The 20,368-nt window shown below is 52.8% G+C and carries 19 protein-coding genes and 1 other RNA gene; all 20 read left to right on the top strand.

Going from position 1 to position 20,368, the window contains the following annotated elements; genetic code table 11:
* Positions 1 to 4 precede the first annotated feature (4 nt).
* The 20 genes from DG046_RS07770 to DG046_RS07675 all read left to right on the top strand — a co-directional run bounded on the left by DG046_RS07770 (position 5) and on the right by DG046_RS07675 (position 19,810).
* Positions 5 to 1,042 (top strand): PhoH family protein, encoded by a 1,038-nt coding sequence (locus DG046_RS07770; RefSeq protein WP_417878430.1) that lies wholly within the window; start codon positions 5 to 7, stop codon positions 1,040 to 1,042.
* Positions 1,029 to 1,493: an rRNA maturation RNase YbeY gene (gene ybeY / locus DG046_RS07765; RefSeq protein ID WP_199909601.1), complete on the top strand. Its 465-nt coding sequence runs from the start codon at positions 1,029 to 1,031 to the stop codon at positions 1,491 to 1,493. The genes DG046_RS07770 and ybeY overlap by 14 nt, the downstream gene beginning before the upstream one ends.
* Positions 1,480 to 2,184, top strand: coding sequence for a diacylglycerol kinase (locus tag DG046_RS07760; protein ID WP_108831941.1), 705 nt, complete (start codon positions 1,480 to 1,482; stop codon positions 2,182 to 2,184). Before ybeY ends, DG046_RS07760 begins: the two co-directional genes overlap by 14 nt.
* 1 nt (position 2,185) lies before the next feature.
* Positions 2,186 to 2,602, top strand: coding sequence for a cytidine deaminase (locus tag DG046_RS07755; RefSeq protein ID WP_108831940.1), 417 nt, complete (start codon positions 2,186 to 2,188; stop codon positions 2,600 to 2,602).
* Positions 2,595 to 3,491, top strand: coding sequence for a GTPase Era (gene era, locus DG046_RS07750; RefSeq protein ID WP_199909600.1), 897 nt, complete (start codon positions 2,595 to 2,597; stop codon positions 3,489 to 3,491). The genes DG046_RS07755 and era overlap by 8 nt, the downstream gene beginning before the upstream one ends.
* Positions 3,472 to 4,182 carry a DNA repair protein RecO gene (gene recO, locus DG046_RS07745; protein WP_108831938.1) on the top strand — a complete coding sequence of 237 codons (711 nt, stop codon included), beginning with the start codon at positions 3,472 to 3,474 and terminating at the stop codon, positions 4,180 to 4,182. Before era ends, recO begins: the two co-directional genes overlap by 20 nt.
* Before the next feature lie 13 nt (positions 4,183 to 4,195).
* A complete protein-coding gene (gene glyQ, locus DG046_RS07740) occupies positions 4,196 to 5,083 on the top strand; it encodes a glycine--tRNA ligase subunit alpha (protein ID WP_108831937.1) in 888 nt (295 codons plus the stop codon).
* Complete coding sequence (gene glyS / locus DG046_RS07735; RefSeq protein WP_108831936.1) at positions 5,076 to 7,169, top strand: glycine--tRNA ligase subunit beta; 2,094 nt, start codon at positions 5,076 to 5,078, stop codon at positions 7,167 to 7,169. The genes glyQ and glyS overlap by 8 nt, the downstream gene beginning before the upstream one ends.
* A gap of 7 nt (positions 7,170 to 7,176) precedes the next feature.
* Complete coding sequence (locus tag DG046_RS07730) at positions 7,177 to 7,800, top strand: transcriptional regulator CcpN (RefSeq protein WP_108831935.1); 624 nt, start codon at positions 7,177 to 7,179, stop codon at positions 7,798 to 7,800.
* On the top strand, positions 7,790 to 8,623 hold the full coding sequence (locus DG046_RS07725; protein ID WP_108831934.1) for a pyruvate, water dikinase regulatory protein: 834 nt from the start codon (positions 7,790 to 7,792) through the stop codon (positions 8,621 to 8,623). The genes DG046_RS07730 and DG046_RS07725 overlap by 11 nt, the downstream gene beginning before the upstream one ends.
* Positions 8,624 to 8,631: 8 nt before the next feature.
* Entirely contained in the window at positions 8,632 to 9,657 is a 1,026-nt protein-coding gene (locus DG046_RS07720; protein WP_108831933.1) for a deoxyguanosinetriphosphate triphosphohydrolase, read from the top strand.
* A 15-nt stretch (positions 9,658 to 9,672) separates the two neighbouring features.
* A complete protein-coding gene (gene dnaG / locus DG046_RS07715; protein WP_108831932.1) occupies positions 9,673 to 11,445 on the top strand; it encodes a DNA primase in 1,773 nt (590 codons plus the stop codon).
* On the top strand, positions 11,442 to 12,554 hold the full coding sequence (rpoD, locus tag DG046_RS07710) for an RNA polymerase sigma factor RpoD (protein WP_199909599.1): 1,113 nt from the start codon (positions 11,442 to 11,444) through the stop codon (positions 12,552 to 12,554). The genes dnaG and rpoD overlap by 4 nt, the downstream gene beginning before the upstream one ends.
* Positions 12,551 to 13,219: a tRNA (adenine(22)-N(1))-methyltransferase gene (locus DG046_RS07705; RefSeq protein ID WP_108831931.1), complete on the top strand. Its 669-nt coding sequence runs from the start codon at positions 12,551 to 12,553 to the stop codon at positions 13,217 to 13,219. The genes rpoD and DG046_RS07705 overlap by 4 nt, the downstream gene beginning before the upstream one ends.
* The gene (locus tag DG046_RS07700) at positions 13,194 to 13,949 is read left to right on the top strand and encodes a Nif3-like dinuclear metal center hexameric protein (protein WP_108831930.1); all 756 of its coding nucleotides are present in this window, start codon (positions 13,194 to 13,196) and stop codon (positions 13,947 to 13,949) included. Before DG046_RS07705 ends, DG046_RS07700 begins: the two co-directional genes overlap by 26 nt.
* A gap of 25 nt (positions 13,950 to 13,974) precedes the next feature.
* An RNA gene (gene rnpB, locus DG046_RS07695) (RNase P RNA component class A) lies at positions 13,975 to 14,300 on the top strand.
* A 93-nt stretch (positions 14,301 to 14,393) separates the two neighbouring features.
* The gene (locus tag DG046_RS07690) at positions 14,394 to 15,539 is read left to right on the top strand and encodes a CapA family protein (protein WP_159082104.1); all 1,146 of its coding nucleotides are present in this window, start codon (positions 14,394 to 14,396) and stop codon (positions 15,537 to 15,539) included.
* Positions 15,536 to 16,480 (top strand): S-layer homology domain-containing protein, encoded by a 945-nt coding sequence (locus DG046_RS07685; protein WP_108831928.1) that lies wholly within the window; start codon positions 15,536 to 15,538, stop codon positions 16,478 to 16,480. Before DG046_RS07690 ends, DG046_RS07685 begins: the two co-directional genes overlap by 4 nt.
* A gap of 76 nt (positions 16,481 to 16,556) precedes the next feature.
* Positions 16,557 to 17,894 (top strand): S-layer homology domain-containing protein, encoded by a 1,338-nt coding sequence (locus DG046_RS07680; protein WP_159082103.1) that lies wholly within the window; start codon positions 16,557 to 16,559, stop codon positions 17,892 to 17,894.
* A gap of 335 nt (positions 17,895 to 18,229) precedes the next feature.
* Positions 18,230 to 19,810, top strand: a complete 1,581-nt coding sequence (locus DG046_RS07675) for an S-layer homology domain-containing protein (protein ID WP_108831926.1) — start codon at positions 18,230 to 18,232, stop codon at positions 19,808 to 19,810.
* The last annotated feature ends 558 nt before the right edge of the window (positions 19,811 to 20,368 follow it).

Below are 20,368 nucleotides of genomic sequence, written 5' to 3'. Positions count from 1 at the left end.
GTTTTTGCAAGATCAATTAGCTATCGGCATCAGTGAACCCAAGGTGTTAAAGGAATTATTCGGCCATTTAGACGAACACACGAAAATGATCGAGGAGGCTTTTTCCGTGACCATTCGCCAGGAAGACGACGGCCTCACGGTAAAAGGGGAAGAGGGCCAGGTGAAACAGGCGGGCATCGTCCTTGAAAATTTAATCGAAGCCATTCACAAGCAAAAGCGCGTGGACAAAAAAGACGTGGCGTACAGCATCGACTTGGTTCAGGCGGGCATCGAAGACAGCTTCACCTCCCTCCTGGACGACGTCATCGTCTACACGGAAATGGGCCGGCCCATTCGCCCGAAAACCTTGGGGCAGAAGCGCTACTTAGATGCCATCCGAAGCCACGACGTGGTCTTCGGCATCGGCCCTGCCGGCACGGGAAAGACCTACATCGCCATGGCCAACGCGGTGAAGGCCTTTAAGGAAAAAGAAGTAAACCGCATTATCCTCACCCGCCCCGCCGTGGAGGCAGGCGAAAGCCTGGGCTTTTTGCCCGGGGATTTGCAGATGAAAGTGGATCCCTACCTGCGCCCACTCTACGACGCCCTTTTTGAAATTCTGGGGCAAGACGCCTTTCAAAAGTATTTGGAAAAAGGCCTTATCGAAGTGGCGCCCCTGGCCTACATGCGCGGGCGCACACTGGACAATGCCTATGTCATTTTAGACGAGGCACAAAACTCCACCAACGAGCAGATGAAAATGTTCCTGACCCGCCTGGGCTACGGTTCCAAGGCCATTATTACCGGGGACGTGACCCAAATCGACTTGCCTCGGGGCAAGCAATCGGGCCTGAAGACCGTGCTTAAAATCTTGGACGGCGTCAAGGGCATCGAGATCATTCGCCTGGGCCGAAACGACATCGTACGCCATCCCTTGGTGCAACGAATCATCGACGCCTACGATCGCTTCGATCGGGAAAAGGAAAAACAGGCCGAGGAATCGGAAAGCAAAGACGGTAAGGACAACAAGGACCAAAAGGGGAAGGGCCATGACCGAACTTAGCCTCTATATGGACGACCGGCAGGAGACCATCGCCTTGTCGGAAGAAGACAGGGATTTAATTCAATCCCTGATCTCTTTCGTGGTTCCGAAAATCGCCGAAGAGGCACAGGTGGAAGTCTCCGTAAGCTTCGTGGAAGACGAGGAGATCCGCGCCCTGAATCGGGATTTTCGCGGCGTGGACAAGGTGACGGATGTGTTGAGTTTTCCCATGGACGAGGCCTACGGCGACTACAGAAACCTCGGCGATGTCATCATCAACACGGCGAAAGTGAAGGAGCAGGCCGAGGAATTCGGCCACGGCTACCGCCGGGAGCTCACCTACCTTACGGTACACAGCTTGCTCCACTTGGTAGGCTACGATCACGAGGAGGCCGAGGAAAAGGCGGCCATGCGGGCCAGGGAAGAGGCGCTCCTCGCGGCATTCGAAGGGGAAGAAAATGAAACGCGGTAATTTTATCAACTCATTTAACTTTGCCGTACAGGGCATTATCAGCTCCATTCATTCGGAGCGAAACATGAAATTTCATTACGCGGCGGCGCTGGGGGTTATCGCCTTCAGCCTTTTGTTTAATCTGTCCCGCATCGAATTTATCGCCCTGCTCTTTGCCGTCACCTTCGTCATCGTCTCGGAGCTTTTCAACACGGCCATCGAACGCACCGTGGACATGGTGACTCAGGAATACCACCCCATGGCGAAGCTCGTTAAAGACATCAGCGCCGGCGCCGTCTTGCTTGCAGGGATCAACGCGGCGGTGACGGGGTATCTGCTCTTTTTCGACCGGATCATTTCCTTTACGGACGTGGTCCTGGTGCGGATTAAAAACTCCGGGCCCCACCTGACCTTCGTGGCCATTATTATCGTATTGATCTTGACCGTGGGCGCGAAGCTCTACAAGCGGGAACACGGGGGAAGCTACTTTCAAGGCGGTGCCGTCAGCGGCCACTCCGCCCTGGCCTTTTGCATGGCGGCTTCCATTACCTTTATTTCCATGAACGGATTTATCGCGGCTCTCGCCTTCGGCCTGGCCTTTCTCGTGGCGGAAAGCCGCATCGAAGGGGAAATACATAAGCCCATGGAAACCGTGGCGGGGGCCGTCTTAGGCATCGCCGTCGCCGTTATTATTTTTGTTTGGATGGGATAAGATGAACCGAAAAGAAATAATTCAAAAACTAATCGCCGCGGCGAAAGCGGCGCAAAAATCCGCCTACGTGCCCTACTCGAACTACGCCGTGGGCGCCGCCCTTCTCGCCGACGACGGCAAGATCTACACCGGCTGCAATATCGAAAACGCCTCCTTTACCCCCACGGTCTGCGCCGAGCGGGTGGCCGTCTTTAAAGCCATCAGCGAAGGAGCGAAGGCGGTGGAAATCATCGCCGTGGTGGCGGGAGAGGACATGGGCTATCCCTGCGGCGTGTGCCGCCAGGTGCTCCGCGAATTCGGAAAAGAAGCCACCGTCGTCGTGGCGAAAGATGAAGAAAATTACCACGTCCACACCCTGGACGAGCTCTTGCCCCACAGCTTCGGGCCGGAAAATGTAAAAGGAGATGTCGATGCATAAATCAGGATTTGTCAGCGTCGTGGGACGTCCCAATGTGGGGAAAAGCACGCTGTTAAACAGAATACTTAAGGAAAAACTGTCCATAACTTCAAACAAGGCCCAAACCACGAGAAATAAAATCACCATGATCCACACCGACGATCGGGGCCAAATTATTTTTCTCGACACGCCGGGAATTCAGTCGCCGAAAAACAAATTGGGCGACTACATGTTAAAGACCAGCGTTTCCTCTATGGAAGGGGTGGACGTGATCCTCATGGTGGTGGACATGAGCGACTACCTGGGCCCGAAGGATCAAATGATTCTCGACGCCATGGAAAAAGAAGGGCGGGACATTCCGGCGATATTAGTCATTAACAAGGTGGATGTGGCGCCGAGAGACGAAGTACTTCCCATTATCGCAAAATTTGCCGCCATGAACCGCTTCGAAGACATCGTCCCCGTCTCCGCCTTAAACGACGAAAACGTGGATCATTTGGTGGATGTCATCTTCGACCATTTGCCGGAAGGCCCCCAATACTTCCCCGAAGAAATGATCACCGATCAGCCGGAGAAATTTATCGTCGCCGAATTGATTCGTGAAAAAGGCCTCTTCTATTTAAGGGACGAAGTGCCCCACGGCCTGGCCGTGTCCGTGGATTCCATGAAAGAAGTCGAAGGGAAGGACCACATGGACATTCAGGCCACCATTTACGTGGAGCGGGATTCCCACAAGGGCATTATTATCGGCAAAAACGGCCAGATGCTGAAGCGCATCGGCACGGAGGCGCGAAAAGAAATCGAAGCCTTCTTAGGCGAGCACGTGAACCTGCGCCTCTGGGTAAAGGTGAGCAAAAACTGGCGGGAAAAAGACGAGAAGGTCAAGGCCTTTGGCTACAAAGCGGATTGAGTGTCAAGGCGTGGTCCTCGCCGCCATGCCCTACGGCGAAAGCGACAAGATCATTCGCCTCTACACGGAGCGGGCGGGGAAGCTTTCCGTCTTGGTGAAGGGGGCCAAATCCCGCCGCTCCGCCACTGTGGCATTAAGCGAGCCCTTTACCTTCGGCCTCTATCGCCTGAGTGCGGGCAAGAGCTTTTACTACTTAAACAGCGGAAAAATCCTTCAGGCCAATATGGGCCTGAGAAACAATTACGACAACATGATCTACGCCTCCGCCCTGGTGGAGATCGTGGACAAGAGCAGCATGGAAGATGAGGGGACGGCGCGAATCTTTTCCCTAATACGAAAAGCCCTTCACGAACTTTCGTTGACGGAGGCTCCGCTTGCGGTGTTTCTCGGCTTCTTGATCAAGTATTTAAGCTTTATGGGCTACCGGCCCATGCTGCCCGAGTCCGACGAAGGGAGCTACGTTTTTCTTTCCGACAGCGGCGCCGTCGAGGCCGAGGGAGTCGCCGGGGGAGAGCCTCTGGACGGGCGGGATATTTACACTTTGCGTCATTTGCTATATACTTCTTTAGATAAGATAAATTTGGAAGACGTGGATAAAGCCACCTTGGAAAAAATTTATCGCTTGCTGAAAGTCTACACCGTGGTCAATTTACAACTGGACAACATACAATCTCTACAGTTGAGGATGTAGAGGGGAGGAAGAAATGCATTTTCAAGGAATGATACAGAAACTACAAGAATACTGGAACGAGCAAGGCTGTGTGGTTTTGGAACCCTACGATACGGAAAAAGGCGCCGGAACCATGAGCCCCCATACCTTTACGCGCACCTTGGGTCCCGAACCCTGGCGTACCGTGTATGTAGAGCCCTCCAGACGGCCGGCCGACGGCCGCTACGGCGACAATCCGAACCGCCTCTACCAACATCATCAACTGCAAGTTATTTTAAAACCCTCGCCGGAAGATGTGCAGGAGCTTTACTTAAAGAGCCTGGAAGTTTTGGGCATCGATCCCTTAAAACACGACATTCGCTTTGTCGAAGACAACTGGGAATCTCCCACACTGGGCGCCTGGGGCCTGGGCTGGGAAGTCTGGCTCGACGGCATGGAAATCACGCAATTTACCTACTTCCAACAAGTGGGCGGCATTAACTGCGATTTGGAAAGTGCCGAGCTCACCTACGGTTTGGAACGGATCGCCATGTATCTGCAAGATGTGGACACGGTCTACGACATCGACTGGAACGGCCACATTAAATACGGCGACATCTTTAAAAAAGCCGAGTACGAACACTCCAAATACAGCTTCGAAATCGCCGACATCGACCTGCTCAAGCAATTATTCGATATGTACGAAAAAGAAGCGAGCCGCGTCTTGGAGATGGATCTGGTCCTGCCGGGCTACGACTACGTATTGAAGTGTTCACATACCTTTAACCTGCTGGATGCCAGGGGCGCCATTTCCGTTTCCCAACGGGCGTCGTATATTTCCAGGGTTCGGAACTTGGCTCGCCTGACGGCGCAAAAATACATCCAACAAAGAGAAGCCATGGGCTACCCACTTATTAAGAACGGGGAGGACGATCATGAGTAATCAAGACAATATCTATTTAATCGAAGTAGGCGTGGAGGAGTTGCCTTCTTCCTACATTCGAAATGCCTTAAACGCCTTTAAGGATTTAGTGGAAACGGCGCTGAATGAAGCAAATTTAGGTTTCGATCACATCGACGCCTACGCCACGCCCCGCCGCTTGAGCCTCATGATTCACGGCATCGACGACACCCAAGGCGACATCGAAGATTGGGTCAAGGGCCCGGCAAAGAAAATCGCCTACAAAGAAGACGGCTCCGTGAACAAGCCCCTGGAAGGCTTTATGCGCAGCCAAAACGTCACGGAAGCGGACTTGGAAGTCCGCGAACTCAAAGGCAACGAATACATCTACGCCCACATTCATAAAGCCGGCGAGCCGGCGGAAGTGATTTTGGCGGAAATTATTCCCAATGCCATTCACCACATTCCCTTCCCTAAAAACATGCGCTGGGGCGGAAAAAACCTGCGCTTCGCACGGCCCATTCGCTGGATTCTCTCCATGATGAACGACCGCGTCGTGCCCTTCGATTTGGAAGGCATCACTCTGTCCAATGTGACCCGCGGCCACCGTTTCCTGGGCAGCAGCCACATCGAAATCAAGGACGTGCGCGAGTACGAAGAAGCCCTGGAGAAAAATTTCGTCATCCTGGATCAGGACAAGCGAAAAGAATCCATCCTCTATCAAATCAACCACATGGCCAAATCCAACGGCGGCGAAATTCGTAGAGACGACGATCTTTTGGAAGAGCTCACCTTTATCGTGGAATACCCCACGGCGGTCTTGGGCAATGTTCAGGAAAAATTCCTTTCCCTTCCCGACGTGGTCATTACGACACCCATGCGCGAACACCTGCGCTACACGCCGGTTTACAGCCCGGAAGGGGATTTGCTTCCCTACTTCATCACCATTCGTAACGGCAACGAAGACTATGCCGATGTTGTAGCCGAAGGCAACGAAAAAGTATTGGAAGCCCGCTTGGAAGATGCCCGCTTCTTCTTCGATAACGACAGAGAAAAACCTTTGGAAGATTACGTGAGCCAATTGGGCGGCATCGTCTTCCAGGAAAAATTGGGAACCATGGCGGACAAGACGCAGCGCATTTCCGATCTCGTGGGACGCATCGGCGAAATTTTAGCCGTAGGCGACAAAACCGTGGAATCGGCCAAGCGCGCCTGCTACCTTTCCAAGGCCGATCTTATGACCAATATGGTTCAGGAATTTACGGAACTTGAAGGCATTATCGGCAGCATTTACGCCAAGCTCGACGGCGAAGAATCCGTCGTATCCGACGCCATTCGCGAACAATACATGCCCGTCGCAAGCGGGGCGGATCTTCCGGAATCCACCACCGGCACCATCGTGTCTCTGGCGGATAAATTCGACACGATCTGCGGCCTCTTTGCCATCGGCGAAGTGCCCACCGGCAGCCAAGACCCCTTTGCCCTTCGCAGAAAGGCCATCGGTATCTTGCGCATGATCAACGAAAAACACTGGGAATTAAGCCTGAGCGACTGCATCGACGCCTCCCTGTTCTCCTTCGTGGATTCCATGGGCCTGGTCTTCGATAAAGAAGAAGTGCGCAAGCAAATCTTGAAATTCTTCCGCGGCCGCATCGACACCATGTTGGATGCCGACGGCATTCGCTACGACATTATTCAGGCATTAAACGACATCGACGGTGAAGACAGCCTGCGCGTCTTTGAAAAGGCACAGGCCATGCAAAACTTCTTCGTCGACGGGGATCGGAAATCCTTCCTGGAAGCCGTAACCCGGGTAGAAAACATCGCCTCGAAAAACGAACTGAAGGACAAAACGATCGACGAAGCCATTTTAACGGAAGAAGAACGGGCCCTTTACGACAAGGTCCTGGCAGTGGAAGCGGAACTCGACGAAGCATACAGAAAACGCGACGACGCAAGGTATTTGGCGCTGTTGGATTCCTTAACCGACGCCATTCACTTGTACTTCGACCGCGTCATGATCATGGCGGAAGACGAAGGCCTCAGAAACAATCGCCTGGCTTTGATTCAACGAATCGACGCCTTGGTACAACGGGAGTTTAACGGAAACCAAATCGTCGAAGGGTAGGTGCCCGGTGAAACTGAGTAAACGGCAAGAGCAAATCATTCAAATCGTTCGAGAAGAAGGGCCCATTACCGGCGACGATATCGCGGGCATTTTGGACCTGGCCAGAGGCACCATACGCAACGATTTAAGCGTGCTCACCATGCTCGGCTATCTGGACGCCAGGCCCAAGGTGGGCTACTACTACAAGGGCGATCCCACGCATCTCGAAATCCGAAAAATTTTAGACTCCATTCACGTGGAAGAGATTATGAGCGTGCCCGCGGTTCTCGACGAAAAGGCCAGCGTCTACGACGGCATCTGCGCCGTTTTTCTCGAAAACATCGGCACCATCTTCATTACCCGCGAGGGTTTTCTCGTGGGATGCGTGTCCCGAAAAGACCTGCTCCGCTCGGCCATCGGCCAAGTGGATCTCGAAAAGACGCCCCTTTCCATGATCATGACCCGCATGCCCAACATTATTTCCATCGGGCCGAAGGATTCCGTTTACACAGCCGCCCAAGCCATCGATCAAGGGGAGATCGACGCCCTGCCCGTGGTGGTAGGGGAGGAGCAGCTGAAAGTTGTGGGCCGCTTGACGAAGACGAATATTAACCGCTTAGTTGTAGAATTAGGGGGAGACGATGAATCTTGATTCCGTACGCGACGACTCGAAACTGATGGTCTACGTCATTAGTGACAGCATCGGTGAAACCGGCGAATTAATCGCCAAGGCCTCGGTAAAACAATTCGACACGAAGGATTTCGCCATTAAGCGCTACCCCTATACCAACAGCGTGGAACAGGTAAAGCCCCTGCTCGAAGAAGCCGCGGCACAAAAGCGGGCTCTGGTGGTCTACACGAATGTGGACACGGAAACCCGCGCCTACATCAAGAGAAAAGAAAAAGAATTGAACCTGGCCATGGTGGACGTGATGGGCCCGCCCATGGACAAGCTGGAAACTCTTTTGGGCTACGAGCCCATGCGTCAGCCGGGCCTGATCCGCCGCCTGGACGAAAACTACTTTAAAAAAGTGGAGTCCATCGAATTTGCCGTGCAATACGACGACGGCAAGGATCCCCGCGGCGTGGTGAAGGCGGACATCGTCCTCGTCGGCGTGAGCCGCACCTCCAAGACGCCCCTGTCCATGTACTTGGCCAACAAGCTTTACAAAGTGGCCAATGTGCCCTTGGTGCCGGAAGTGCCCGTGCCCAAAGAAGTTTACGAAAAAGACAAGCGCAGGCTCTTCGGCCTCATCGCCAATTCGGAAAAACTCTATACCATTCGGGAAGAGCGGCTCCGGGCCTTGGGTTTAAATTCCTCGGCGAAGTACGCCAATGTGGACCGCATCAAGGAAGAAGTGGATTACTCCGTGCAGATCATGAAAGACATCGGCTGCACCATTATCGACGTGTCCAACAAAGCCATTGAAGAGACGGCGGAAATCATAAACGACTACATGATTTCCCGATTTTAGGAGGGCCTATGCTTCAGCGAGAGCGATGGGAGAAAGTTGAAGAGGCGATTTTAGACGAACGGGCCGCACACGCCGCCCGCTCCGAGGGCCGCAGAATGCCGGAGCCCGAGTGCGATATGCGCACCTGTTTTCAACGAGACAGAGACAGGATCATTCACTCCAAGGCCTTTCGCCGCCTGAAGCACAAGACCCACGTCTTTATCGCGCCGGAGGGAGACCACTACCGTACTCGCCTCACCCACACCTTGGAAGTGGCGCAGATCGCCCGCACCATGGCGCGGGGCCTTCGCCTAAACGAAGATTTGGTGGAGGCCATCGCCTTGGGCCACGACTTGGGCCACACCCCCTTCGGCCATTCCGGCGAAGCGGTGTTGAAGCAATTGCACCCGGGCGGCTTCGATCACGCCGCCCACAGTTTGCGGGTGGTGGATCTCTTGGAATCGAAAGGGGATCGGCCGGGGCTGAATCTCACCTGGGAAGTGCGGGACGGAATTTTGCACCACTCCAAAGAGCAGGCCGTGAATCCGGCCCACACCTTGGAAGGGCAGATCATTAAATTTGCCGATCGCATCGCCTATTTAAATCACGACATCGACGACTCCATTCGCGCCGGCGTTCTCTCCATGGATGCCATCCCGAAAGACATCGTGGACACTTTGGGGGCGAGCCATTCCGAGCGCATTACCTGCATGGTAAAAAGCGTCATCGAGGCAAGCGAAGCGCTGGATGAAATCACCATGGATCCCGCCATTTACGCGGCCATGTCGGATCTGCGCAACTTTATGTTTCAGCGGGTGTATTTCAATCCCACGGTGAAGAGCGAAGACGGAAAGGTGGAGCGGCTTATTCGGGATCTCTACGCCTATTTTACGGAACACGCAGAGGCGATTCCCGATGCTCACGTGGCTTTTTCCGAGGTCCACGGCATGAGCCGAGCGGATATGGTCACCGACTACATCGCCGGCATGACCGACCGTTTCGCCATCAATGTGTGGAAGGAACTTTACGTGCCCAAGGATTGGCACAGTTTGTAGAAAGCAGGTGGCAATATGGCTTCGATCATCGACGATGAAATTATTCAGCGGGTAAAAGAAGAGAGCGATATTGTCGAGTGGATCGGTCGATACACAAAACTTGAGAAAAAAGGAAGAAATTACATGGGTCTTTGTCCTTTTCATACGGAAAAGACCCCTTCTTTTTCTGTGCAGCCGGATAAGGGCTACTACCACTGTTTCGGTTGCGGCGCCGGCGGCGACGTCATAAAATTTCTCATGGAGAAAGAGGGCCTGGGCTTTATCGAAGCCGTGGAGAAATTGGCGGAAGACCTTAACATCGACTTAAAGCCTTCCTTCAGAGACACGGAGGCGGAAAAAAAGCGGGCCCGCATGGTGGCCATGAACCGGGAGGCGGCCCTTTACTACATGGAAATTTTGAGCCGCAATCCCCACAGCCTGAACTATTTAAAAAACCGCGGCATCGGCAGAGACATGATCATGGCCTTCGGCCTGGGCTTCGCTCCCGCCGGCGGCGATCAACTGCTGAGCCACATGAAGAAAAGGGGCTACGAAGAAAAAGAGCTCTTCGACGCGAACCTTCTCTCCTACAATGAGGAGAAAGATCATTACTACGACCGCTTCAGAAACCGCCTGATCTTTCCCATTATCGACAGAAAATCCCGCGTCGTGGGCTTCGGCGGACGGGTTCTCGACGACAGCTTGCCGAAATACTTAAACTCCTCGGACACCTTGCTCTACAAAAAGAGCCGGGAGCTCTACGGATTAAATCGCGTCATGAAAGTATCGGATCGCTCCAGGATTCTCTTGGTGGAAGGCTATATGGACGTGATCTCCCTTCACGCGGCGGGGATCGGCTACGCCGTGGCGAGCCTGGGCACTTCCCTGACCCGGGAGCAAGCCCGGGTGATTAAGCGCTACGGCAAACAGGTCTTTATCTGCTACGACGGCGACAATGCCGGGCTTCAGGCCACGAACAGGGCCATCGATATCTTGGCGGCGGAAGACATCCGCCCGCGCATCGTCGTGCTGGAAGGGGGAAAAGATCCGGACGAGTACATTCGCGACTACGGCAAAATCGCATTTGAAGGCAAGCTGAACCGCGGCCTTTCCTCCATCGAGTTTCAGGTGCAAAACCTGGAAAAAAACTTTCACCTGGAGGACGCCGCTTCCCTCTCGGAATTTTTAAAAGGCGTGACGGCCATTTTGTCGAAGGTGAAAAGCCCGGTGGAGCGCGACGTCTTCGCGAAGAAATTCGCCGAGACCTACGGCGTGCGCCCCGAGTCCTTCGAAGGGGAAATTCGCCGGGGCAATTTGAAGCGGCCCAAGAAGGCGATGACAACGCCTCAGGCGGATCCCATGGAAAGTCTGTGGCTGAGTCTTTTGCAGTACGGCCTGGAAGACAAAGATTTTTTCACCATTATCGAGGCGAAGGATCAGTGGAAATTTGTCGCAGGAGAAAGCTGGGGCCCCATGTTTACCACCATGGCGGATCTTTACAAAGAGGACCTTCCCGAGAAGGAGCGCAAGGGGCAATTTTTCGATGCCTATCCGGAGATGAAAGACCGTTTTTATCGCCTCACAAAGGGTATGGATCTAATACAGGGTGAAGCCATCGTCGGCGAGTTGATCGACCGCATTTATGCCGAAGGGCTCAGGCTTCGCAGTCAGAAATTACTACACGATATAGAACATATGGAACAGGCCCATGAGGCGGACGAGAATCAAAGTCTGCCCGAGAAATTATATGAACTCAACGAAATAAACCGACGTTTACAGGAAGTAGAAAAGGGGACGAATCATAGATGACGAACAGTATGGATCACAAGGATCAACTCCACCAATTTGACGAACACATTTTGGAAAAAGATCCGGCCATTGAAAAGTTATTTAAAAAAGGCGTCAAGCACGGCAGCTTAACGGCAAAAGAAGTCATCGACGCGCTGGATGACGTGGATTTATCCAGCGATGAAATGGACGACATCTATGCGGAGTTTGAAGATCTCGACGTGGAAATTTTAAAAGAAGACGAGGAAAAAAAGCATAAGGCGACGAAAAAGAAGAAAGAGCCCACGGAAGTCAAAGGCGGCAGCGTGGACGATCCCGTGCGCATGTATTTAAAAGAGATCGGAAAGATTCCCCTCTTGGAGCCCGACGAAGAAGTGGCCATTGCCAAGCGCATGGAAGAAGGGGACGAGCTGGCCAAGCAGGAACTGGCCGAAGCGAACTTGCGTCTCGTGGTAAGTATCGCCAAGCGCTACGTGGGCCGGGGCATGAGCTTTTTGGATTTAATTCAAGAAGGCAATTTGGGCCTTATGAAAGCCGTAGACAAATTCGATTACAAAAAGGGCTTTAAATTCTCCACCTACGCCACCTGGTGGATTCGCCAAGCCATTACCCGTGCCATTGCCGATCAGGCGCGGACCATTCGTATTCCCGTGCACATGGTGGAAACCATCAATAAATTGGTGCGGGTACAGCGGCAATTGGTGCAAGATTTAGGCCGAGATCCGCAACCGGAAGAAATCGCCGAGGAAATGGGCATTACCGTGGACAAGGTGCGTGAAATTCAAAAGATCGCCCAAGAACCCGTGAGTCTGGAGACGCCCATCGGCGAAGAAGAGGATTCCCACTTAGGCGACTTTATTCCCGACGACGACATTCTCTCTCCCCAAGAGGCGGCCACCTTTATTCTCCTGAAGGAACAATTAGGCGACGTCCTCACCACCTTGACGGAAAGAGAAAAGCAAGTGCTCACCCTGCGCTTCGGCTTGGAAGACGGTCGCGCCCGCACATTGGAAGAAGTGGGCAAGGAATTCGACGTGACCCGGGAGCGAATTCGTCAAATCGAAGCCAAGGCATTGAGAAAGCTGCGCCATCCGAGCCGCAGCAAGAAGCTGAAAGACTTTTTGGAATGATTGAATCGTCGAAGCGGCTGACGGCCGTCTTTCAAATGACCCCGGCGGTTCACTGTGTGGGAGATATAGGCTGCGATCACGGCTATATCTCCCACGCCCTTTTAGAGACAAACAGAGCCGAGAAAGTCATCGCCACGGATATTTCCGCCCCGAGCTTAAACAAAGCGGCTACGCTCCTAACAGGAGCCTTTTGCGGCCGTTTCGAAACCCGCTTGGGCGACGGCTTCGCACCGATTCGTGCGGGAGAAATTCAAGGCGCCATCATTATGGGCATGGGCGGCCAATTAATCGCCGACATTTTAGCTCGCGGAAAAGACGTGGCGGATTCCCTGGATTGGTGCATCGTCCAGCCCATGCAGGGCGCGGAAGACCTCTTCGATTACTTAAGCAGATCGGGCTTTCGCTTAATGGAGGCGGATCTCGTGGAAGAGCGGGGGAAATTTTATCCACTCGTGAAAATCGCAGCCGGCGGAAGCGATTCCTTTTCCTGGGAAAATTTTATTCACTGCGGCGACTTTCTCGCCATGGCTGAAAAAGAAAAGGCACGCCTCGTAGGCGTGGCCCGCGCCGTGGTGGCCAGCGGTAAAAAGGATTTAATCGACAAGGCGAAAAGGGACGTGGAAAGATGGGAGGCATACATTGAACTGTGTAGAAATCATCAATAATTTGTGCGCATGGGCGCCGGAAGAGCTTCAGGAGCCCTGGGACGCCAGCGGTTGGCAGATCAAACTCACCGATCGCGAGGTGACGAATGTGGTGGTTGCCATGGACGTGGTGCCGGAGGTAGTGGATCTCGCCGCGGAAGTCGGCGCGGAATTGATTTTGACCCACCATCCCTTCCTCTTCGGCGGCCTCTCCAATGTGGCGGAAGAGACGACCAAGGGCGCCATGGTGGTGGATTTAATCCGCCGCGGCATTTCCGTCTACTCCGCCCATACCAATATGGACAAGGCCAAGGGCGGCGTGAACGATCAGTGGATCGACAAGCTCGGGCTTAAAAATGTCCGCGTCTTGTCGGAAGAAGACGAGTTGGGAATCATCGGCGAAAACCACATGAGCCTCGCCGATCTCAAGGCCGTCTTTGAAGCCGAAGCCATCGACAATGTGCGGGGCTACGGCGTGAAGAAAGAAGCGGCGGACACAATCGCCTTCGTCGGCGGAAGCGGCGCCGATTACATCGACGAAGCGGCCCTAAAAGGCGCCGACGTGCTCATCACAGGAGACGTGAAGCACCACGACGGCCAACACGCCGCGGAAATCGGCCTCATGGTCTTGGACATCGGCCACTTCCACAGCGAAAAGGCCATCTTAATGGCCATGGCGGAGTGGGTGGAAGAAATTTCCGGCGCCCGTGCCCACGTGGTGATGAATTCGCCCTTCGTTTTTGAAATCTAAGATAAAATATGGTAAAATAATTCGTCGAGTACGTCAGTTAACTGCGCGTAGCGAGGAAAGTCCGTGCTCCACAGAGCGAGAATGCCGGATAACGTCCGGTGGGGGCGACCCCAAGGCTAGTGCAACAGAGAGATACCGCCTGCAAAGGTAAGGGTGGAAAGGCGAGGTAAGAGCTCACCAGCGCACAGGCGACTGTGCGGCTATGTAAACCCCATTCGGAGCAAGACCAAAGAGGGAAAAAGGCGGCTGCTCGTCGTCTCCGGTAGGTAGGTCGCTAGAGCTTTCCGGCGACGGAAAGACCAGACAGATAGTTAACCGATACAAAACACGGCTTATAGACGTAGTCGACGAAAGCGGGGGAGACCCCGCTTTTTTAGTGCAAAAAATATGAAAAGACTGATACAATAAATACGTTAATGAATGAACGGAAGAAAAGGAATGATGATGAAAACAATTCGACTCTTTTTATTGGTGGCGCTTCTTATTTTAACGGGCTGTGAAGCCGCCGAGGCGCCGCAGCAGAAAGAAAAAAAGGTGCCGCCCACGGAGGTCAGCCTCGTCGCTTTCGGCGATTACATGATGCACCGGCCCCAGATCAACGCAGCGAGGCGGGGCGATGGCTTTGATTTTACCGAGGACTTCCGCTATGTGAAGCCCTTTATCGACGATGCCGACGTGGCCATGATCAATTTGGAAACCACCTTAACCGACGGGGCGAAGGGCTACACCACCTTTCCCATGTTCGCGACGCCCATGGAAATCGCTCGGGACTTAAAGGCCGTGGGCTTCGACGTGGTGTCCACGGCAAACAATCACGCCTACGACACCTTCGGACCCGGCGTGGAGAAAACCTACCGCGCCCTCGTCCAAACGGGCATGGATGTGGTGGGGACAGGCGAAGAGGAAGCGAAGCCCCTCATTAAAACCGTGAACAACATAAAGATCGGCTTTCTCTCCTACACCTACGGCCTCAACGGAAACGACGGGGCCATGGCAAACAGCGACAAGCCCCACGCCGTGGCCATTTATTCCGAAGAAAAGGTGGACGAAGATATGGCAGCATTAAAGGCGGCGGGCGTCGATGCCGTGGTCTGCTTCATGCATTGGGGCGAGGAGTACATTAAGGAACCCACGGCGACGCAGAAAAAGCAAGCGGCCTACCTGGCGGAAAAGGGCGTGGACATTATTTTCGGAAGCCATCCCCACGTGCCCCTCGCCATCGACAACATTGCGAAGGGCGACAGGCACACCTTCGTCGCCTATTCCATGGGCAATTTCGTTTCCAATCAGCGGCGCGAGTACATGAATATGAGCCGTGTGGAGACGGGGCAAATGGTGCGGGCGCGCCTCAGAAAAGACGAGACGGGAACGAAGGTCGTGGCCTTTCAGCCCGACGCCCTCTACGTGGACAAACATTGGGGCGACCGGCTATACTTCCACGTGCTGCCGGCGGAGGCGGTATTGAGCGGAGAGATTCCCTGCCCGAGGCGCGAAAAAGTGAGAGGGCGGCTGGAAGAGACCGTGAAGACCCACAAGGAGCGAATCAATCCCGATTTAGTATTATCCATTTCCAAGGAGGAAGAACAATGAAAAAGAAAACCACGACATTGGCCTTATTTTTGGCCGCACTGAGCTTATGCATTCCCGCAACAAGCGTTTACGCCGCCCGCTTCAAGGATGTAGGAGAAGACCACTGGGCTTTTAGCTATATTTCCGAAATGGCGGATAAAAAAGTATTGAAGGGCTATCCCGACGGCACATTTAAGCCGGATCGCCCCGTGAGCCTGCCCGAGATCTTCGTTTTGATCAAAGGGATGAAAAATCCGACGGATGCGGCCATGAAACAGGCCATGCTCACTTATGGCGACATGGCGCGGGCAAACGGCGTGCCGGAATGGGCCGTAGAAAGCGCCGCCTACGCCTTGGATCGGGGCGTCATGACTCAAAAACAATTGCAAGAGGCCAAAGCAGCCGGTCAGCTGAACGCAAAAGACATGGTCTTTCCGCCGAGAAGAGAAGTGGCCGCCTATTATGCCAGAGCCTTAAATCTTTCTGCGACGAAAGATCACTCCAATCTTAAAATGAAGGACCTGGATGAGATGGGCACCGTGTCCAATGACATGGACGTGCAAATTCCCGCAGCCGATTACGTGGCCGCGTTAGTGAAAGAAGGCATCCTGGCCGCCGAAGGCAGCGACGGCTTCTTCCGAGGCGATCGCCCCGTTCGTCGCTCGGAAATGGCGAAAATTTCCAAAAAAGCCGGAGACTACGCGCCGCCGACACAAAAGGCGGAAGACGTGGTTATGTATACGAAAGAGGGCTGCAAGTATTGCGTCATGGCGAAAGCCATGTTCAGGGACAAACTCCACCGTTCCTTTATTGAAAAAGATATTACGAAGGATCCGGAAGCCCACCGCGATTTTAAGGAAAAGGGCTATAAATTTGTGCCGGTGATCATCGCAGGCGATCAGGTCGTCGTAGGCTACAAACCCGATGAAATCACGGCACTTTTCGACACGGATATGAAGTAATTAAGCGCCCTGCGAAAATGCGCGGGGCGTTTTCACGGCACGTTTATAAATGGTCGATAAAACTGAAAGGAATACAATGAAACGACTCAATCGCGCGGCGGCATTTCTGTTGATCGTCGCCATCCTACTTACGCCGGTTGCGGCCTTTGCCGCAAGTGCGCCGACAATCAGCGCCCAAGGGGCCATCGTCATGGACTACGACACGGGGCAGGTGCTCTACGAAAAAAATGCGGACACGCCCCGTTCCGCCGCCTCCATGACCAAGGTCATGACGGCCTACATCGTCCTCGATGCCTTGCGCACCGGAGAAGCCACATGGGATGCGGTGATTCCCATTTCCGACAACGCCCGCAATCAGTCCCCCTGGGACAAGACGGACTTCGCCGACACGGAGCGCCTCGGCGATTTGTTCGAGCCCTATTTGATTCGCAGCAACAATCAAATGGGCATCGCCATTGCGGAATACTTCGGCGGCGGAAGCGAGGCCCGCTTCGCCGATCGCATGAACGAAAAGGCGAGATTGCTCGGCATCGACGCCTACTACACCGAGGCCAACGGCCTGAAGCCCAACCGCGTCACCCCCAGGGCACAGGCCCTTTTGACCCGCGCCATTATCAGCGACTATCCGGAGATATTAAACACCACCTCGAAACATCAGACCAAGTACAAAAGCGAAATCTACCGCTCCACCAATCAGTTCTATCGAAAATTCCGCCACTTCAAGGGAATCAACGGATTTAAAACGGGGACGGCCTCCTATTCCGGCCAATGCCTCACGGCAACCTACACGAAAAAAGGCCGCCGGTTGATTTCCGTGGTCATGGGATCCGTGGGACAGGATCAGCGCTACCACGACACCATGGCCCTTTTAAATTACGCGATGAGCCGCTACGCCACATCCCCTTGGGCGAAAGACGTGCCGAGTCGGGCGAACCACGCGGGGATCAACACCGCCGCCTACCGGGGCCTGAAGAGCTTTCAGGGGCGTGAGGCCATGAATCGGGGCGAGTTTACCCTCTTGATGGGCCTCACCCTTCGCCTGCCCATGACGGAAGCGGGCGGAGGCTTTTCCGACGTACCCGCCGATGCCTACTACGCCAAAGCCGTGGCGGCGGCGAGAAGTGCCGGGCTCATCGACGGCTACGAAGACGGCAGCTTCCGCCCCGAACGCTTAATCAGCCGGGAAGAAATGGCGAAAATCCTTTTCGTCGCCATGAAATACGACGACAATGTAAAGGATCTGCCCTTTCAAGATGCGGCGGCCATCGGCCCCGTCTTCCGGCCCGCCGTGGCGAACTTGACGGCGCGGGGTATTTTACACGGCAAGAACGGAAATATCTTCGATCCCAAGGGCATGGCGAGCAGAGAAGAAGCCACCCAAATGATGCTGAATTTAAAAAATCAATTAAATTAAACGGACAATCAGAAAAAAGAAATGAGAAAAGCCTCTGCAGGCGTAGAAAACAACTGCAGAGGCTTTTTCTTTACTTTGAAAGAGCCATCAAAAAGCCGCGCGGAAGAAATAATTTAAATGAGCTAGAACATAAGAATAAAAAGGCAGCAGAAAGCAAAAATAAAGGAAAAGAGAAGAAATATAAAAACAACAGTTGATAATTAATATCAGCGTGATATAATTTCGAATTAGAAGATCACTTTGCTCATGACAACTTTGGATTAGGTCTGCTATGGAAAAATACATAGATTTGATGCGGACAAAGGGGCCATGGAATTTATAATGAAGGAGAAAATATGAAACAAAAAGAGCAACGACCTCGTTACGGAATGCGAAAATTGTCTGTCGGTTTCGTCTCATGCCTTTTAGGCTTTACCTTAATTGCAGGATTTTTACCGGGGTCCTCCTATGCCGCCTCCGGCTCCGGAACGAATAGGGCAATGGATGCGAATCAAAAGCCGGCGCTTGTCGGGAACCAAAGTATAAGTCGCCTTGAACGCGAGCAAGCGAAAGAGAAAAATTCCAAAGCGGACAAGACCAATGTGGAATTTGCCGAAAGGGTTAGACAGGCCAAGGCCGAACTTCAAAGGTACATGAAAACAGTGGAAGAGAAGGTTCTTGACAGCGATTCCATTGAATTTCAGCCGGGCGTGAAAGATGAAGTCAAGGGCGCCGTTGAAAAAGCGAAGACTTTATTAGGCAAAGAAAAAATTACGGAAGAGGAATTGAAATTTATTGAAAGTGTCCCTTATAAAAAGGTTAATGGAAAGAAATCCGGCCTCTTCAGGGATTATACGAAAAAAGCTCTCGTCAATTATAAGGTACTGGGGAAGCGAGATCAGCTCAACCCCCACAATAATAAAAAGTATGTGGCATTAAAGGACAATAAGATTGAAATTCAGTCGAATCTTGCAGGGGCCGGAAAGATCGGCGAGAATGAAGAAGCTTTCTTTAAGCTGAATTATGTGACACAGAAGGATTTTGAAGAAGGGAAACCCAAGGCAGTAAGAAGTCCATCGACGAGGGTGGATACAAGCACGTCGGCGACGCCGAAATATAAGAAGCAGGAAGTGCCTCGGGATGATTACACGGTAAAACAAGTAGCCGGCGGCTATGAAATCGAAATCACGAAGCTACCCGAAAATGCCAAATATATTAAACCTATCGTCTATATAAAATTTGCAAATGAAACGTTTTTTGAAAACGGAGATATGGTTGCAGTGACGGCTGCGGAAAATCCGGGAACGCCGAGTACGCCTGAGGCACCGAAAGTAAAGCATCAGGCATTTATTTTCGGCTACGGCGATAACAGCTTCCGCCCGGGAGGAAAGATCAGTCGCGCCGAGGCGGCGTCCATGATCGCCTCACTGGCGGGTTTGGATACGAGCAACAAGGCCAAACCCGGTTTCAAGGACACGGACAGCAGTTGGTACAACGAAGTGATCAACGCCATGGTGAAAAATGATTTAATGTTGGCGGATAAAAACGGAAACTTCCGTCCCAACGAACCCATTACGCGAGCCGAATTTGCCCGGGCATTGGCCGGCATCGACAAAAAGACGGATCGCATCGCGCCTTTCGCCGATGTAAAGGGTCATCCTTTTGAAGCTGCCATTAATCAAGCCTTCGGCAACGGCCGAATTATCGGCTACCCCGACGGCACCTTCAAACCCGACGGAGCCATTACGAGAGCTGAAGCCGTGACGATTCTGAATCGTTACGACGGCAGGAATATGAGCAAGCAAGATCTGATGAAGATTAGAGGGAACTTCAATTCCTTTAAGGACGTCAGTGAAAATCACTGGGCATATGTCCAAATTCTCATGGCGGCAAACAATTATCAAGCCATGCTTGATGCATTGGCCGCGCACAAGTAAAATCCCATAGAATCTTGTCTTTTGAAAAAGGGCGCAGTCTTTTCGCTGCGTCCCTTTTCTTTTAACTTCTTCCGGAATCCTGTGCGTGTAGGCGATAGATTTCTTTTCGGGGGCGTAAATCACATGGCTCATGCGCAGGGCTTCGTCAATGTCGTGGGCAATGAGGATGCTGGTAAGTGCGTACTTATCTTTAATGGGCAAATACAATGCCCTTGTCATGGCATCCAAGCGGAAGAATAGCTCGTCTATCGGCCTGCCGTGGCAAATTTAAGACGAGGGGGATTCTACACGGTCGCGACGGCCATGTCTTTGATCCCAAAGGCACGGCGAGCAGAGAAGAAGCCACCCAAATGATGCTGAATTTAAAAAGCCAATTAAATTAGTTTGTTGGAAAAACGACCTCTCCGTCGAAAAATCGGGGAGGTTTTTTATATCCCTTCGGAATGAGGTCATTTACGGGAAAATCGCTATTGCGTAACGATACATAGAATGGTATATTGAATACAATAAAAGGAATAAGGATATCTGAAATCAGATTTAAAGCAAGGAGGTAGGATG

The organism is Aedoeadaptatus coli (assembly GCF_900343085.1).
Lineage (GTDB): Bacteria > Bacillota > Clostridia > Tissierellales > Peptoniphilaceae > Aedoeadaptatus > Aedoeadaptatus coli.
The sequence above is the reverse complement of the archived record's forward strand: the minus strand, read 5'-3'. Positions and strand labels throughout refer to the sequence as shown.

Excerpts from the sequence above, each read along its gene's own strand:
- era (WP_199909600.1), top strand. The coding sequence starts at position 2,595 with ATGCATAAATCAGGATTTGTCAGCGTCGTGGGACGTCCCAATGTGGGG.
- glyQ (WP_108831937.1), top strand. The coding sequence starts at position 4,196 with ATGCATTTTCAAGGAATGATACAGAAACTACAAGAATACTGGAACGAG.
- DG046_RS07685 (WP_108831928.1), top strand. The coding sequence starts at position 15,536 with ATGAAAAAGAAAACCACGACATTGGCCTTATTTTTGGCCGCACTGAGC.
- DG046_RS07690 (WP_159082104.1), top strand. The coding sequence starts at position 14,394 with ATGAAAACAATTCGACTCTTTTTATTGGTGGCGCTTCTTATTTTAACG.
- DG046_RS07680 (WP_159082103.1), top strand. The coding sequence starts at position 16,557 with ATGAAACGACTCAATCGCGCGGCGGCATTTCTGTTGATCGTCGCCATC.
- DG046_RS07755 (WP_108831940.1), top strand. The coding sequence starts at position 2,186 with ATGAACCGAAAAGAAATAATTCAAAAACTAATCGCCGCGGCGAAAGCG.
- DG046_RS07675 (WP_108831926.1), top strand. The coding sequence starts at position 18,230 with ATGAAACAAAAAGAGCAACGACCTCGTTACGGAATGCGAAAATTGTCT.
- DG046_RS07725 (WP_108831934.1), top strand. The coding sequence starts at position 7,790 with ATGAATCTTGATTCCGTACGCGACGACTCGAAACTGATGGTCTACGTC.
- rpoD (WP_199909599.1), top strand. The coding sequence starts at position 11,442 with ATGACGAACAGTATGGATCACAAGGATCAACTCCACCAATTTGACGAA.
- glyS (WP_108831936.1), top strand. The coding sequence starts at position 5,076 with ATGAGTAATCAAGACAATATCTATTTAATCGAAGTAGGCGTGGAGGAG.
- DG046_RS07720 (WP_108831933.1), top strand. The coding sequence starts at position 8,632 with ATGCTTCAGCGAGAGCGATGGGAGAAAGTTGAAGAGGCGATTTTAGAC.
- dnaG (WP_108831932.1), top strand. The coding sequence starts at position 9,673 with ATGGCTTCGATCATCGACGATGAAATTATTCAGCGGGTAAAAGAAGAG.
- ybeY (WP_199909601.1), top strand. The coding sequence starts at position 1,029 with ATGACCGAACTTAGCCTCTATATGGACGACCGGCAGGAGACCATCGCC.
- DG046_RS07760 (WP_108831941.1), top strand. The coding sequence starts at position 1,480 with ATGAAACGCGGTAATTTTATCAACTCATTTAACTTTGCCGTACAGGGC.
- DG046_RS07705 (WP_108831931.1), top strand. The coding sequence starts at position 12,551 with ATGATTGAATCGTCGAAGCGGCTGACGGCCGTCTTTCAAATGACCCCG.